This window comes from Sulfuricurvum sp., from assembly GCF_049587615.1.
Classification (GTDB): Bacteria; Campylobacterota; Campylobacteria; order Campylobacterales; family Sulfurimonadaceae; genus Sulfuricurvum.
Window position 1 is genome coordinate 20767 of the sequence record NZ_JBAVEF010000046.1, and the last position, 13658, is coordinate 34424.

Here is a 13658-nt window from a genome sequence, read left to right on the forward strand (position 1 = left end):
AATTATTAGTCTTTACTCGCTATCATACCCAAAAACAATTTGACGGTGATTAAATGCAAATTCTTGACGGCAAAGCGCTCGCACAAAAAATCGAAGAAAAGGTCTCTCTCGGAGCCAAAGAACTCAAATCTCAGACGGGAAGAGTTCCCGGGTTGGCGGTTATTTTAGTCGGTCATGATCCTGCGAGCCAAGCCTATGTCGGAATGAAAAAAAAGGCATGTGACCGTGCCGGATTTTATTCCGTCACCCACGAAATGCCCGATGACATTTCCCAAGAAGCCATTATCAAAACCATCGAGATGATGAATCAAAACCCCAACATCGACGGGATTTTGATTCAACTCCCCCTTCCTAAACATATCGACACCACCAAAATCCTCGAAGTAGTCGCCCCGTCCAAAGACGTTGACGGATTTCATCCCTACAACGTCGGACGTTTGGCTACGGGACTTGACGGATTCGTTCCGTGCACTCCGCTTGGGGTAATGGAACTCCTGGCGGAATACAATATCGATCCCAAAGGGAAAAACTGCTGTATCGTCGGTGCCTCCAATATCGTCGGAAAACCGATGGCGGCACTCTTGCTAAATGCCAATGCAACGATTGAAATTTGTCATATTTTTACCGATGATTTGAAAAAACACACCCTTGCTGCGGATATTGTCCTCGTCGGAGCCGGAGTTATCAACCTCATCAAAGAAGATATGGTACGCTCTGATGCCATCGTTATCGATATCGGAATCAACCGTGCAAGCGACGGCCGTCTCGTCGGCGATGTCGATTATGATGCCGTTGCCCCGAAAACGTCGTATATCACCCCCGTTCCCGGCGGTGTTGGACCGATGACCATCGCCATGTTGCTCAGCAACACCCTCAAAGCCGCAAAAATTCACGCACAAGAAGAGAAATAATCCTTGAAGAAAAAAATCCTCAACGCCGCTCATGGTGCTTACCGCTTTTCCAATAGCTGGACCGGGACGATCATCATCGTCCTCTTCGTTATCTTTTTTGTTGCCCAGGCGTTCCGAATCCCCAGCGGATCGATGAAAGATTCTTTGCTCGTCGGTGACCACCTTTTCGCGAAAAAATTTGCGTATGGAATTTCAACCCCCCATCTTCCCTTTCTCGAAATTCCTCTGATTCCGGGAACTGACGGACATATTATCGACGGTGATGAGCCTAAACGCGGCGACATCGTCATCTTCCGTTACCCGAACAATACGCAGCTGCACTATGTCAAACGGTGTGTTGCCCTCCCGGGAGATGAGCTGTTTTTGCAAGACAAAATACTCTATCTCCATCCGAGAGAGGGAAATGACTACGCTAAAAAAGCATTTCCCGGATATGAATTAATCGAACAAGATGGCAAACTCTGGGTCAAAGATCCTTATACCAAAGAGCATCCCGGGATCCACCATGATGAGCGTATCACTAAAGACGATCCGAATATCGCATTCATTCAAAACGGTGATTTCATTTTCGACTTTCCCCCTACCGTTGTCCCGGATAAAGAGTACTTCATGATGGGAGACAACCGCGACCACTCCAATGACAGTCGATTTTGGGGAAGCGTCCCTTACGGTTTGATCGAAGGAACTCCGTGGTTTGTCTATTTCAGTTTAGATGACAATTATGAAGTTCGATGGGATCGTATCGGAAAAACACCGAGTGATTTGGAACAAAAAGAACCTCTAAGCCGTGCTGTAGCAGAAAGAGTACGCGAAGACGCTAATAATTATGAACTCTATTGATATGCTCGAAATCGCTGCGGCGATTATCGCTCTTCTCATCGCCATTATCGGTCATGAGATTATGCACGGGTGGGTCGCCTACAAATACGGAGACCATACCGCGAGAAACCAAGGGCGGCTGAGCATCAATCCTCTCATCCATATCGATCCGTTCGGCTCGATTCTCGTCCCTTTGATGACCTACTTTATTCCCATGCTTCTGGGGGCTTCCAGCGGATTCTTATTCGGATGGGCAAAACCCGTTCCGGTAAATACCCATACCGTCATACGCAACGGCGGCTACAATGCCGCGATGCAGGTAAGCCTCGCCGGAATCGCTTACAATCTTTTTTTGGCAACCCTCTCTTCCGTTATCCTCCTCTCGATGGCACAGCCGAGCGAAGCTGATGGAATCGCCTATCTGTTCAGCTATATTTTCGTGATGAAACTGCTTTTGATCAATGTCGTTTTAGCAGTCTTCAATCTCCTCCCGATTCCAAGCTTTGACGGAGCCCATTTTCTCAGTTATCTGAGTCTAAAATACAAAATACGTGCCGTTGCCGAATTTTTCGCCAAAGCCGAACCTTATGGAATGATTGTTATCATCATCATATTGGTTACTCCGCTTAAAATCCCGTTGGTTATGTGGCCCATCCAAGCGCTGTTAAATCTATTATTGAACTAAGGAGAGTTATGAAATTTTACATTGCCACCGATCACGCCGGAATCGATCTAAAAGACTTTACCGTAGAGCTCCTTCGTAGCAAAGGACATGACGTAATCGACTTAGGACCTTTTTCCAAAGATCGCGTCGATTATCCCGATTATGCGGTCAAAGTGTGCGAAAATGTCCTCGCCGACCCTGCTTCACAAGGGATATTGATCTGCGGTTCAGGTATCGGAATGTCTATGGCCGCCAACCGTTTTCATGGCATTCGCGCCGCACTGTGCCACGATGCGTACACCGCGAGCGTAGCACGGGGGCATAATGATGCCAATGTGCTGTGCTTCGGAGAGCGTATCGTAGGGCAAGGGGTTGCCGAATCGATCCTCGATGCATGGATTGCCGGAAAATTCGAAGGGGGCCGCCATTGCGGTCGAGTAGACAAAATAGAGGCCATACAAGGATAAACGATGTTTTTAGAGTGGTCATTGCTTACAATCGTTACACTGGGTGCCCTTTTCTTTTTAGTCAAAATGTTCTATTTTCGCAGTATTACCGTTAAAGAACAGCGTAGCAGTGAAATGATGAAACTGACCCTCAAAGAGGCTGAAGTACTGATCCGAAAATATCAAATTCAACTCCAGCGTGCATTGGGAAATGTTGATATTTTGAGCGAAGAGCTCAACAATCTTCGCAATGAACTCAAATCGCTCAAACAGCGTAACTCGAAACACCGTTCCGAAACCGACCGCCTCCAAAATAAGATCAAAGAGCTTGAAGGGCGTATCGACGCACTGATTTAACCAATTTATCAAGGAAATTTTTATGAGCCTCAGTATCAGTGAGAGAACCATTTTAATCAATGCGATTCGGGATATCCCCGATTTCCCAAAACCGGGCATTGTGTTTAAAGATATCACCACCCTCCTCTCAAACAAAGAGGCCTACGGTGTACTCATGCGCCATTTGCGTGAGCGTTATGCCCCCTATAATCTCACTCATGTTGCAGGGATTGACGCACGCGGGTTTATTTTCGGTGCAACACTCGCCCAAATGTTAGGGGTCGGATTCGTCCCCATCCGCAAAAAAGGAAAACTCCCCTACACGACCGTATCCGAAAAATACTCTCTGGAATACGGTGTTGACGAAGTAGAAATCCATATCGATGCGTTTTCGGGAGTCGATGCTCCCCGAGTCCTTCTTATCGATGATTTGATCGCGACCGGAGGAACGGCCTATGCAGCGGCCAATCTGATTAATAAAGTCGGTGCAGAGTGTGTTGAAGCGTGTTTTGTGATGGGTCTGGATTTTTTAAGCGGCCAATCCAAACTGCGTGATCTTGTTGAAGTCTATACCGTGATTGGAGTCGATTGATGTATATCCCTAGCCCCTCAAAATTTGATCCTGTTGATGGCCATTTTGGCATCTTCGGAGGACGTTATGTCCCTGAAACCTTGATGCCGGCTCTTTTGGAACTGGAAGCCGCTTACAAAGAGATCCGTTTTGATGAAACCTTTTGGAAAGAGGTAGACGGATACCTCAAAGACTATGTCGGCCGCCCAAGCCCCTTGTATTATGCGGCCAATCTCTCTGAAGAATTGGGAGCCAAAATCTATCTCAAACGGGAAGATTTGAACCATACGGGAGCCCACAAAGTCAACAACGTCATTGCGCAGGGGTTGATGGCCAAACGTCTGGGCAAGAAAAAGGTCATTGCCGAAACGGGAGCGGGTCAGCACGGTGTCGCCACCGCAACCATCGCGGCGTTGCTCGGTTTGGAATGCGAAATTTTCATGGGAGCCAAAGACGTAGCACGTCAGGAGCTGAATGTTTTTCGTATGAAGCTTCTCGGTGCCAAAGTCCACGCCGTCGAGAGCGGTTCCAAAACCCTCAAAGATGCGATGAACGATGCGATCCGCCACTGGGTCACCCATGCGCGTGATACCTTCTACATCATTGGAACCATTGCAGGTCCGCATCCGTATCCGATGATGGTACGCGATTTTCAGGCGATTATCGGATGCGAAGCCCGCGCTCAGATTTTGGAAAAAGAGAATCGTCTACCCGATTACGTCATCGCCTGCATCGGCGGCGGTTCCAACGCGATCGGAACGTTTCAACACTTTTTGGAAGACAAAGAGGTACGCTGTATCGGAATCGAAGCGGGAGGATTGGGGGTAGAAACCGATAAACACGGTTGTTCGCTTCTCAAAGGGCGTCCCGGAGTGTTGCACGGACAAATGAGCTATCTCCTCCAAGACGAAGACGGACAGATTCTCGAAGCCCACTCGATCTCCGCCGGTCTCGATTATCCGGGAATCGGACCGGAACACGCCTTTCATAAAGAGAACGATACGGTAAGCTACGATAACATTACCGACCAAGAGGCCTTAGACGCCTTTGTATGGCTCAGCCGCACTGAGGGGATCATCCCCGCATTTGAAACCGCCCATGCCGTCGCCTATTTGAAAAAAATGTCCGACATCAAAGATAAGCTTATTATCGTCAACCTCTCCGGACGCGGAGACAAAGACATGATTCAAGCCAAACAAATATTGAATTTTGACAACTAAAGGATAGCGGTGGAGCATCTATTTATTGAATGGCTTAAAGAGTATGGCTATATTGTCCTTTTTGGATGGAGTATTCTCGAGGGAGAACTTGGGCTGGTCATGGCCGGAATCATGTCGCATACCGGCGATATGGTATTACCCATTGCCCTGATTGTCGGTGCTTTAGGGGGGTTTGTCGGGGATCAGATCTACTTTTATATCGGACGCTACAATAAAAATTACATTTATACAAAGCTCCATACCCAGCGCCGTAAATTTGCGATCGCCCATCTGCTCCTTAAAAAATACGGCTGGCCCATCATCTTCGTCCAACGCTATATGTACGGGATGCGTACCGTCATCCCGATGGCGATCGGCTTAACCAAGTATTCTGCCCGAGATTTTGCACTTATCAATTTTATAAGCGCTATCTTCTGGGCGTCGCTTACGATCATTCCCGCCTATTATTTCGGGGAAGAACTGCTCAAACTCCTTGCATGGATCAAAGCCCACTGGTACTTTGCCGTTCCTTTGGTGTTGACGATTGTGGGAAGCATTGTCTTTACTTTTAACCGAATTGAAAAAAAACTTTTGGAGAAACGCCGTGAACGTCAAACTCGTTAATCAACCCCTCTCTCTCATCAGTGCTGACCTAACGTTAGAATTTGTAACCCCTAAACAATTCGAAACGCATCCGCACCGTGCCCTTTTAACCCAAGCGGGTTTTAAAGCCGAACAAGAACAGCTCTGTGCCTTGCATGAACACCGTATTCTTGTGTGCGGAATCGACACCATAGAGAGCGATGAATTCTACCGATCGGCCATGGCTTCAGCGATCAAAACCGCCATGAATTATGCTTACACCACGCTCAAATGTGCCCAATACACCCCTGAACGCTTTCGTGCATTGATCGAAGGGGTCGTTTTGGGAAGCTATAAATTTGAGCGCTACAAATCAGAACCAAAACCGTCCAAACTCATCGACGTCATCTTTTCCCATGAAAATTACGACGGCAGTGTGAATGATTTGGATGCGCTCGAAGCGATTTTAAGCCAAACCCTCGTCATTGCGAAGGCAACCAACTATGTCCGTAATTTGGTCAATCAAACCCCCGATGATATGACACCGCAGCAGATGGCCATCACCGCGGATGCTCTGGCAAAAAGCAATAATCTTGAATGTACGATCCTCGATGTTAACGGCCTTGAAGCAGAAAAAATGTTTGCAATGCTCTCCGTCGGACGTGGTTCTGCCCACCCTCCGCGCCTGATCCATTTGGCCTATAAACCGAAAAATCCGCGTAAAGTCATCACCCTTGTGGGCAAAGGGCTCACCTATGACAGCGGCGGACTGAGCCTTAAAGGGGCAGCATCGATGGTGACAATGAAAATGGACAAAGCCGGCGGATGCGCCGTCATGGGAATCATCAAAGCCATCAGTGAACTGAACCTCGATATCGAAGTGCACGCGTTTGTCGGAGCGGTTGAAAATATGATCAGCGGAAACGCCTACAAACCCGATGACGTACTCCGTGCCAAAAACGGCAAAACGATCGAAGTACGCAACACCGATGCCGAAGGGCGTCTTGTCCTCGCCGACGTTCTGGGCTATGCGCAGGAAAACGTCAAAGCAGACTATATCTTCGACTACGCGACGTTGACCGGAGCGTGTATGGTAGCCCTGGGACCCTATACGACGGGCGTTATGGGACACAATGACGCGCTCAAAGAAGCGTGGGTCGAAGCGGGAGCCGCATCGGGCGAATACTGCGGTATTTTACCGTTTAACCGCCATCTGAAAAAGCTGATCAAAAGCGATCTCGCCGATGTCTGCAACGTCTCGTCCAAACCGTATGGCGGAGCGATCACGGCGGCCCTCTTCCTTGACAACTTCATCGATGAGGATATGAAAGAGAAATGGGTACACTTCGACATTGCAGGAAGCGCCTATACCGAAAGCGCATGGGATGTTCATACCTATGGCGGAACAGGTGCGGGAGTTCGTATGACACTCAACTGGCTTATGGAAAACTGCAAATAAATTCCCGTTCGTGGTGAGCCCGTCGAACCATGAACATTCACCCTTCGACTCGCTCAGGGCGAACGATCTCTCGTCATACCCAAAGGGCACAAGGACCTCTATGAAGTTCCCAACTCAATCGGGAACTCCCGTCTGAAATAAAACTGCCAACCTCCCAAACGCAAAAAGCACTGAATTCCGGTCCTTGAATAGGTGTTTCTTTTCAAAATAACAACCATTAGAACATAATATGCATATATTAATTATTGTATAAATCTTTGAGAATAGCATGTGGCCTGCAATGCATTTGCCTGACTCGTATTTCACAATAACTGCGAAGGATTTGAATGCCTCAGTATCATGATATTGACCTCCTCTGGATAGTATTGAGCGGTATTTTGATTTTTACCATGCAGCTTGGTTTTGCAATGGTCGAAACCGGTGCCGTCCGTTCAAAAAATACGATTAATGTCGCTATGAAAAATCTCATTGATACTATTTTCGGCGTAATATGTTTTTGGATCATCGGTTTCGGACTGATGTTCGGGAGCGATATGGGAGGGATTTTAGGTATATCCGACTTTCTCATCGACGGCAGCAATCCAGCTCAAAACGGCTTTTTTTTCTTCGAAGCAATGTTTGCGGCGACTTCCATCACAATTGTCTCCGGCGCCGTTGCCGAACGGATGAAATTCAACGGTTACATCGTCGTATCCATTGTCGTCATTTCGTTGATTTATCCCCTCTTCGGGCACTGGGCATGGAGTGAAAATGGGTGGCTGAAACAGCTGGGTTTTATCGATTTTGCCGGATCAACGGTCGTCCATTCGATGGGAGCATGGATCGGACTCGCTGGTGCCATCATACTTGGACCGCGTCTGGGGAAATTCCGGAAAGGGGAAATCAAAAACTTCGCACCGAGCAACCACAATTTTATCGTCTTCGGTGTCTTTATCCTGTGGTTCGCATGGTTTGCTTTCAATGCGGGAAGTCTTCTTGCTTTTAACTCATCGGCGAGCATCATTTTGCTTAATACCCTCATTTCCGGTTCATTCGGCGGTTTCGGCGCGTATCTTATCAGTCTGTTTCAAAAAAAAGGGGTCGGTGTCGAGTTATTCAGTTTCGGGATCATATCGGGGCTGGTCGGGATAACTGCCGGATGTGCCGAATTGACAACGCTCGAAGCGGCTTTCGTCGGGTTTGTTTCGGCATTTGTCATGTATTTTTTCGATTGGATACTGCTGCACAAATTCCGTGTAGACGATCCTCTGAGTGTAGTAGGGATTCATGGATTTGGCGGGGCATGGGGTACGCTGGCGGTAGGACTCTTCGCCCCGCTAAAAGAGGGGATGAACAGGCTGGAGTTTATCGGGATTCAATCGCTTGGAATCATCAGCGCATTCATTTTTGCTTTCGGAAGCGGAGTCGTGTTATTCTTGCTCCTCCATCGTTTTAACAGCCTTCGTGTCTCGCGGCGGAATGAAGTGATTGGACTGAATGTAACGGAACATCAAGCGAAGCTTCCCTGGGTCGAGACCATCGAAAGTATTATTCACATTATGAAAACAGGTAATCTACAGACCAAAATCTATGAAGAACGCGATACTGAAGTGGGTATTGTTGCACGTTTTTTTAACCATCTTCTCGAAATCCTGCATAACAAACAGGTGGAACTCAAAAACAATAATCTCCTTCTACGTTCAAAAGCGCAATGCGATCCCCTTACCACACTGCTTAACCGCCGCGGCCTGATGGAATTCATCGAATCCGCATCCCCATTTAGCCAGAAAATTTCCGTAATCATCATCGATATTGACAAGTTTAAATCCATCAATGATACGTTTGGCCATAGTGTCGGCGACACTGTCCTCAAAGAGCTTGCCCTCGTTCTTAAAAAGACCGTACGGGAAAGCGATAAAGTCGCACGATGGGGAGGTGAAGAGTTTATTATGGTTATCAATACTCTCGATATTGTATTTGCAGAGCGTCTAGCTGAAAAAATCCGTATAAGTATCGAGGAATACCGTTTTAGCACCGTCGAACATATAACCTGCTCTTTCGGCGTAAGCAGTCCGAAAAACGACAGTATCGATTTCGATCTCCTGTTTGAACAGGCCGACAAAGCATTGTATCAGGCCAAAGAGCTTGGGCGCAACCGTGTCTGCTGCTGGTAAGCAGTACATGAATCCCACATACTGATCAAAAGCGATCTGGTAAACGTTTGCAACATCTCGTCCAAACCCTACGGCGGAACGGGTGCGGGCGTCCGTATGAGCCTTAAGTGGCTTATGGAGCATTGTAAATAAATTCCCGTTCGCCCTGAGTCAGTCGAAGGGTAGAATGTTCATGGTTCGACTGGCTCACCACGAACGGTGCTTATCCAGCCCTAAAGCATCCGATAAACTTCTTTTCGGTGTGCTACTTTGACGACATACACCATCACAATCTCATCTTCGATCTCGTACAAAATCCGATAATCCCCTACTCTGAGGCGATATTTTTCATCCCCGCTCAGTTTTTTGCACCCGAGCGGTCTGGGATCATTGGCGAGTTCCTGGATATGGGTAACGACCCTTTTCAAAATCACCGAGGGGAGATTCTCGATCTCTTTTACCGCCGATTTTTTGATCTCGATTTTATAGCTTGCCATTAGCTTCCAGCTGTTTTAAAAACGACTCGAACGATAAGGTCTCTTCGTTTTTTCGCTCCTCAAACGCTTTAAGGTCACCGCTATCTTCTCTAAAAGCGTCGATAACGATATTATTGACGAGTGAGGAGAGCGATTCGGAGGTCTCTACTGCTTTGAGTTTGAGGAGTTTGAGGATGTCCTCATCGAGGGTAATGGTGGTACGTACACTCATACTATCTCCTTTTTTAGTGCATTATAGCACAACTACATCATGATGATATTACATCATCTATTTTTCTCGTTATTCCCCTCAGTCCCCTATCAACAACCCTGCTGTATAATTGCAACAATACTTTACGCATCGAAACACTATAAGGAAACACTCAATGGGCTTATCAATCGGACTCGTAGGACTACCAAACGTCGGAAAATCAACCACTTTTAACGCGCTTACCAAAGCACAAAACGCCGAAGCGGCAAACTATCCGTTTTGTACGATCGAACCGAACAAAGCAACCGTTCCGGTTCCCGATATCCGTTTGACCGAACTCGCCAAAATCGTAAACCCTGAGCGGATTCAACACTCTACCCTCGATTTCGTAGACATCGCCGGTCTCGTCAAAGGGGCGAGCAAAGGGGAAGGGTTGGGGAACAAATTCCTCTCCAATATCCGCGAAACGGAAGTTATTTTACAAATCGTCCGCTGTTTCGAAGATGACAACATCGTCCATACCGAAGGGCGCATCGATCCCCTTCTCGACGTCGAGATCATCGAAAACGAACTGATCTTCGCCGATATCGAAGTATTGACCAACCGAATAGAGCGTCTCAAAAAACAGGCGAAAAACGAAAAAGATGCGGCAGCTATGGTAGTCTTTGCCGAAGAGTTGGCGGAGTTTTTGGCGGAGGGAAACCTTGCCCGCAATTTTCCGAAATACGAGAGCGAAATGTTCGAAAAACTCAACAATGAAGTGCGTATGTTGAGTGCAAAAGAGATCATGTACGGTGCCAACGTCGATGAAGACGGTCTCACCGAAGACAACGAATACGTTCAGCGTCTTCGTGAGCACGCCGCGAAACACGGATGTGAGGTGATCAAACTCTGTGCCAAAATCGAAGAAGAGCTAGTCGGGATGGAAGACGATGAGCGCGATGAGTTCTTGCGCGATATGGGTGTGGAAGAATCAGGATTAGAGCAAATCATCCGCAAAGGGTTTGACAAACTCGGACTCATGAGCTATTTTACCGCCGGAGTGAAAGAAGTACGTGCATGGACAATCCGCAAAAACACGACCGCTCCGAAAGCGGCGGCCGTCATCCACAACGACTTTGAAAAAGGATTTATCCGTGCCGAAGTGATCGGATACGAAGACTTCGTAACATGCGGTGGCGAAGCCAAATCCAAAGAAGCGGGAAAAATGCGTTTGGAAGGGAAAGAATATATTGTGCAAGATGGTGATATTATGCACTTTAGATTTAATGTATAATTAGAAAAGCGTCCCCTCTTTTCAGGGGATAGCATTCTTAGAAGGGATGATTTATGACTCTTCACTATGCTGGCCCAAAGCCTCTGATTTCAGCCCACGGAATTAAATTTGATCCCAATAAAGAAGATAAGTTTATCTATTTTGGTTTTGTCGTTGAATTGATCAAGGCTTTGGATCACGAATACCTTGAGGACAAACCTTACGTTGCAACCGTAACCTACAGCAGCCATGATGCGCACAACATCTTCTCATTAATGCAAAAATACGATCCTCTCCTGAATGAAACCATTACTGAGCGTGAAAATACGATTCAATCTGAAATCGATGATGAAATTAAACGGGCGGAAGAAAATTGTCTGCTATGTGAAGAAGATCGTGACGTTTTAATCAAAAATCTCGAACTGCTTCGAAATTACCGCATCCCGCGTTCCATTAATAAAACGGTTTACTACAGCGGTATCACGACATTGGCAAAGATCATCCATGATCGGAAAATTTCGTATATAAAAGCCCCTATTCTTCGTATCCATTCTCATGTTTTTCACTCCATCCAAGGGGTTTTGAGAAAACTGCATCCGCCGATGGATAGCAATCTTGAAATTATCGAAGAGGGGGGGCATTTACATGTCCGCCTTCAGATGAATAGTTTTTAATTTTAAGATTTCAGACGGGCAATCGTTTGCGCAAACTTGACATTCTCTCCGCTGGAGAGAGCGAGGTCGAGCATACCGTTCTCACACAGCATGACAATCGTTGAACCCATACGAAAGCACCCGAAATCATCCCCCTTCTTCAAATGGAGGTTTTCATAGCTGTATTGGCTTGGCGTAAGAACCGTATTCGTTCGGATACGAGGTTCAAAACTCACCTCCATCTCACCGACATTCAGCGCTCCGACTAAAATGAGAAAAAAATGTTTCCCTTCACGACTTAAACACTCCAAAACGACCCGTTCGTTTTCGATAAAGAGGTTCATCTGTTTTTTAAGAGAGGGGATGTTGACCGGATAAAGTTTACCGGGGATATGGATGGCATGAAGTACCTGCATATCGATCGGAGCATGATAGCGGTGATAATCACGCGGAGAGAGGTAAAAGTTGATAAATACCCCGTTGTGGATACTTTTTTTAGACTCACTGGATATCCCATCACCCAACACGCCATCGACGCTGTAACGCATCCCTTTGATCTGCAATGCCAGATCCTCTTCGATCGTTCCACACGCAGTGATAAGCGAATCACATGGGCTGATCATATCGAGTGGATCGGTTGAAAAACTCCGCATCTGTCGAAATTTTCGGGTGAAAAGGGCATTGAGGGTCGGATAGGTTTCGGGAGCGTCAAATTCGCCCATATCCAAACCCATCGCCCGGACATAAGTCCGATTGATCATTTTTTGAAAAGTTTTCCCATGTTTTTTTGAAGCAAAACGGCCAAAGGTTTGGGAGATAGCAGAGGTGATATGTTGTTTCAAAAATTACTCCTGAGTTTCATCGGTTTGAATTGGTCTTTTGGCGATCTCTTCGATCAATACGGTGGCATAACACCCTTTGGGGAGGGTAAAATGAAGCTCAAACCATGCATCGTTCTCTTTGTACTCCCCCTCGATCTCTTCGGGAAAAATCCATCCGTATCGTCGGGCACCGTCGATTCCGCTCGTGATGGTGTCATACTCTTTTTCGATCGTCTCCGCCAGCCCCACAGCGCGGGTGGCTCGCTTGCCGCTTAATAGCCCGCTCACTGAAATATCGCGTTTTGAAAATCGTTCAACCTCTTCAGAACTTTCATAATGAAAAATCTTCCCGTAGGGATAGTGCATCATCACATCCCCGTGGATCAGCTTGAACGGATGTTTTTGGGCTTTCATCGCTTCGAGTTCCTCTTTAGGGAAAGGCAACACGGTACTGAGCTCATCGACTCCAAAACTCTCTACGAGTTTAGATATCTGAATCCGACGGCTCAGCCAATCGTTAAACAGATAGCTCTGATAGGAATTGACGTAAAACTGCGCCAATTTTTTATTGCGTTCTTTGAGGCTTCCGGCCAAAATCGCCTCCCCCTTTTTATAATTCTCGCCGTCTAGACCGAAACGCTGAAATCCGAAATAGTTCGGCATCCCCTGTTTTTTGATCATTTTGAGGGCTTCTTGAATTTTCACCGCTGCGGTCGGATTCACTTTTTTGAGGCGGATGAAAAAACGGTTTCCTTTCAGATGACCGACACGGATTTTATTATTGTGATACGTTTTTTCGAGGATTTTGATCCCCTCATGCTCAAAGTTTTCCAAAACCCCTTCAAATTTGCGTGGAAGAGAAATATACTGTTTGGTTTGGGCATTTTTGTCTTTAAGCCCGGCATAACCGATGTCACGCCCTTTGATCCCCAGATGGTTGCTGAAAACATCGATCATCTGCCATGTGGAGAGATTTTTTTTACGGACATGCAGTACCAAATGTTCCCCTTCACCGCTAAAAGGGTACAAAGGTATCTCATCGACAACGAAATCGCGCGGACTTTGTCGAAAATGAAACTCGATTGGACTATGAGGAAGATAATATTGACGTTCCATGAAACTC

16 protein-coding genes are annotated in these 13658 nt (G+C 46.7%); 12 read left to right on the top strand and 4 right to left on the bottom strand.

Annotated elements, in window-relative coordinates; translation table 11 throughout:
• Nucleotides 1–53 precede the first annotated feature (53 nt).
• The 10 genes from folD (at nt 54) to amt (ending at nt 9140) form a co-directional block, all read left to right on the top strand.
• Entirely contained in the window at nt 54–911 is an 858-nt protein-coding gene (gene folD, locus WB308_RS07695; RefSeq protein ID WP_424190590.1) for a bifunctional methylenetetrahydrofolate dehydrogenase/methenyltetrahydrofolate cyclohydrolase FolD, read from the top strand.
• A 3-nt stretch (nt 912–914) separates the two neighbouring features.
• Complete coding sequence (gene lepB, locus WB308_RS07700) at nt 915–1751, top strand: signal peptidase I (RefSeq protein ID WP_424190592.1); 837 nt, start codon at nt 915–917, stop codon at nt 1749–1751.
• The gene (locus tag WB308_RS07705; RefSeq protein ID WP_424190594.1) at nt 1738–2415 is read left to right on the top strand and encodes a site-2 protease family protein; all 678 of its coding nucleotides are present in this window, start codon (nt 1738–1740) and stop codon (nt 2413–2415) included. The genes lepB and WB308_RS07705 overlap by 14 nt, the downstream gene beginning before the upstream one ends.
• 8 nt (nt 2416–2423) lie before the next feature.
• Complete coding sequence (rpiB, locus tag WB308_RS07710) at nt 2424–2861, top strand: ribose 5-phosphate isomerase B (protein WP_424190596.1); 438 nt, start codon at nt 2424–2426, stop codon at nt 2859–2861.
• A gap of 3 nt (nt 2862–2864) precedes the next feature.
• A complete protein-coding gene (locus WB308_RS07715; RefSeq protein ID WP_424190598.1) occupies nt 2865–3197 on the top strand; it encodes a hypothetical protein in 333 nt (110 codons plus the stop codon).
• 22 nt (nt 3198–3219) lie between these two features.
• The gene (locus tag WB308_RS07720) at nt 3220–3768 is read left to right on the top strand and encodes an adenine phosphoribosyltransferase (protein WP_424190600.1); all 549 of its coding nucleotides are present in this window, start codon (nt 3220–3222) and stop codon (nt 3766–3768) included.
• Nucleotides 3768–4967, top strand: a complete 1200-nt coding sequence (gene trpB, locus WB308_RS07725; RefSeq protein ID WP_424190602.1) for a tryptophan synthase subunit beta — start codon at nt 3768–3770, stop codon at nt 4965–4967. The genes WB308_RS07720 and trpB overlap by 1 nt, the downstream gene beginning before the upstream one ends.
• A 9-nt stretch (nt 4968–4976) precedes the next feature.
• Nucleotides 4977–5570, top strand: coding sequence for a DedA family protein (locus tag WB308_RS07730; protein WP_424190604.1), 594 nt, complete (start codon nt 4977–4979; stop codon nt 5568–5570).
• Nucleotides 5551–6987 carry a leucyl aminopeptidase gene (locus tag WB308_RS07735; protein ID WP_424190606.1) on the top strand — a complete coding sequence of 479 codons (1437 nt, stop codon included), beginning with the start codon at nt 5551–5553 and terminating at the stop codon, nt 6985–6987. The genes WB308_RS07730 and WB308_RS07735 overlap by 20 nt, the downstream gene beginning before the upstream one ends.
• Nucleotides 6988–7313: 326 nt before the next feature.
• On the top strand, nt 7314–9140 hold the full coding sequence (gene amt / locus WB308_RS07740; protein WP_424190608.1) for an ammonium transporter: 1827 nt from the start codon (nt 7314–7316) through the stop codon (nt 9138–9140).
• Between the two features lie 212 nt (nt 9141–9352).
• Here the strand turns inward: amt and WB308_RS07745 are convergent, their stop codons facing one another.
• Together WB308_RS07745 and WB308_RS07750 are read right to left on the bottom strand one after the other, a co-directional pair.
• Nucleotides 9353–9616: a type II toxin-antitoxin system RelE family toxin gene (locus tag WB308_RS07745; protein WP_424190610.1), complete on the bottom strand. Its 264-nt coding sequence runs from the start codon at nt 9614–9616 to the stop codon at nt 9353–9355.
• Nucleotides 9603–9827, bottom strand: a complete 225-nt coding sequence (locus WB308_RS07750) for a hypothetical protein (RefSeq protein ID WP_424190612.1) — start codon at nt 9825–9827, stop codon at nt 9603–9605. Before WB308_RS07750 ends, WB308_RS07745 begins: the two co-directional genes overlap by 14 nt.
• 154 nt (nt 9828–9981) lie before the next feature.
• Between WB308_RS07750 and ychF the strand changes: the two genes are divergently transcribed.
• Both ychF and WB308_RS07760 read left to right on the top strand, forming a co-directional pair.
• On the top strand, nt 9982–11082 hold the full coding sequence (gene ychF, locus WB308_RS07755) for a redox-regulated ATPase YchF (RefSeq protein WP_424190614.1): 1101 nt from the start codon (nt 9982–9984) through the stop codon (nt 11080–11082).
• Nucleotides 11083–11135: 53 nt separating this feature from the next.
• Entirely contained in the window at nt 11136–11735 is a 600-nt protein-coding gene (locus WB308_RS07760; protein ID WP_424190616.1) for a hypothetical protein, read from the top strand.
• Between the two features lie 2 nt (nt 11736–11737).
• Here WB308_RS07760 and WB308_RS07765 read toward each other — a convergent pair whose 3' ends face one another.
• Together WB308_RS07765 and truD are read right to left on the bottom strand one after the other, a co-directional pair.
• Entirely contained in the window at nt 11738–12556 is an 819-nt protein-coding gene (locus WB308_RS07765) for a phosphatidylserine decarboxylase (RefSeq protein ID WP_424190618.1), read from the bottom strand.
• Nucleotides 12557–12559: 3 nt separating this feature from the next.
• A complete protein-coding gene (gene truD, locus WB308_RS07770) occupies nt 12560–13651 on the bottom strand; it encodes a tRNA pseudouridine(13) synthase TruD (protein WP_424190620.1) in 1092 nt (363 codons plus the stop codon).
• Nucleotides 13652–13658: the final 7 nt, after the last annotated feature.

Bases quoted from the DNA above. Each gene is read 5' to 3' on its own strand.
- folD (WP_424190590.1), top strand. From the start codon at position 54: ATGCAAATTCTTGACGGCAAAGCGCTCGCACAAAAAATCGAAGAAAAG.
- WB308_RS07705 (WP_424190594.1), top strand. From the start codon at position 1,738: ATGAACTCTATTGATATGCTCGAAATCGCTGCGGCGATTATCGCTCTT.
- rpiB (WP_424190596.1), top strand. From the start codon at position 2,424: ATGAAATTTTACATTGCCACCGATCACGCCGGAATCGATCTAAAAGAC.
- WB308_RS07715 (WP_424190598.1), top strand. From the start codon at position 2,865: ATGTTTTTAGAGTGGTCATTGCTTACAATCGTTACACTGGGTGCCCTT.
- WB308_RS07720 (WP_424190600.1), top strand. From the start codon at position 3,220: ATGAGCCTCAGTATCAGTGAGAGAACCATTTTAATCAATGCGATTCGG.
- trpB (WP_424190602.1), top strand. From the start codon at position 3,768: ATGTATATCCCTAGCCCCTCAAAATTTGATCCTGTTGATGGCCATTTT.
- amt (WP_424190608.1), top strand. From the start codon at position 7,314: ATGCCTCAGTATCATGATATTGACCTCCTCTGGATAGTATTGAGCGGT.
- WB308_RS07745 (WP_424190610.1), bottom strand. From the start codon at position 9,616: ATGGCAAGCTATAAAATCGAGATCAAAAAATCGGCGGTAAAAGAGATC.
- WB308_RS07750 (WP_424190612.1), bottom strand. From the start codon at position 9,827: ATGAGTGTACGTACCACCATTACCCTCGATGAGGACATCCTCAAACTC.
- ychF (WP_424190614.1), top strand. From the start codon at position 9,982: ATGGGCTTATCAATCGGACTCGTAGGACTACCAAACGTCGGAAAATCA.
- WB308_RS07760 (WP_424190616.1), top strand. From the start codon at position 11,136: ATGACTCTTCACTATGCTGGCCCAAAGCCTCTGATTTCAGCCCACGGA.
- truD (WP_424190620.1), bottom strand. From the start codon at position 13,651: ATGGAACGTCAATATTATCTTCCTCATAGTCCAATCGAGTTTCATTTT.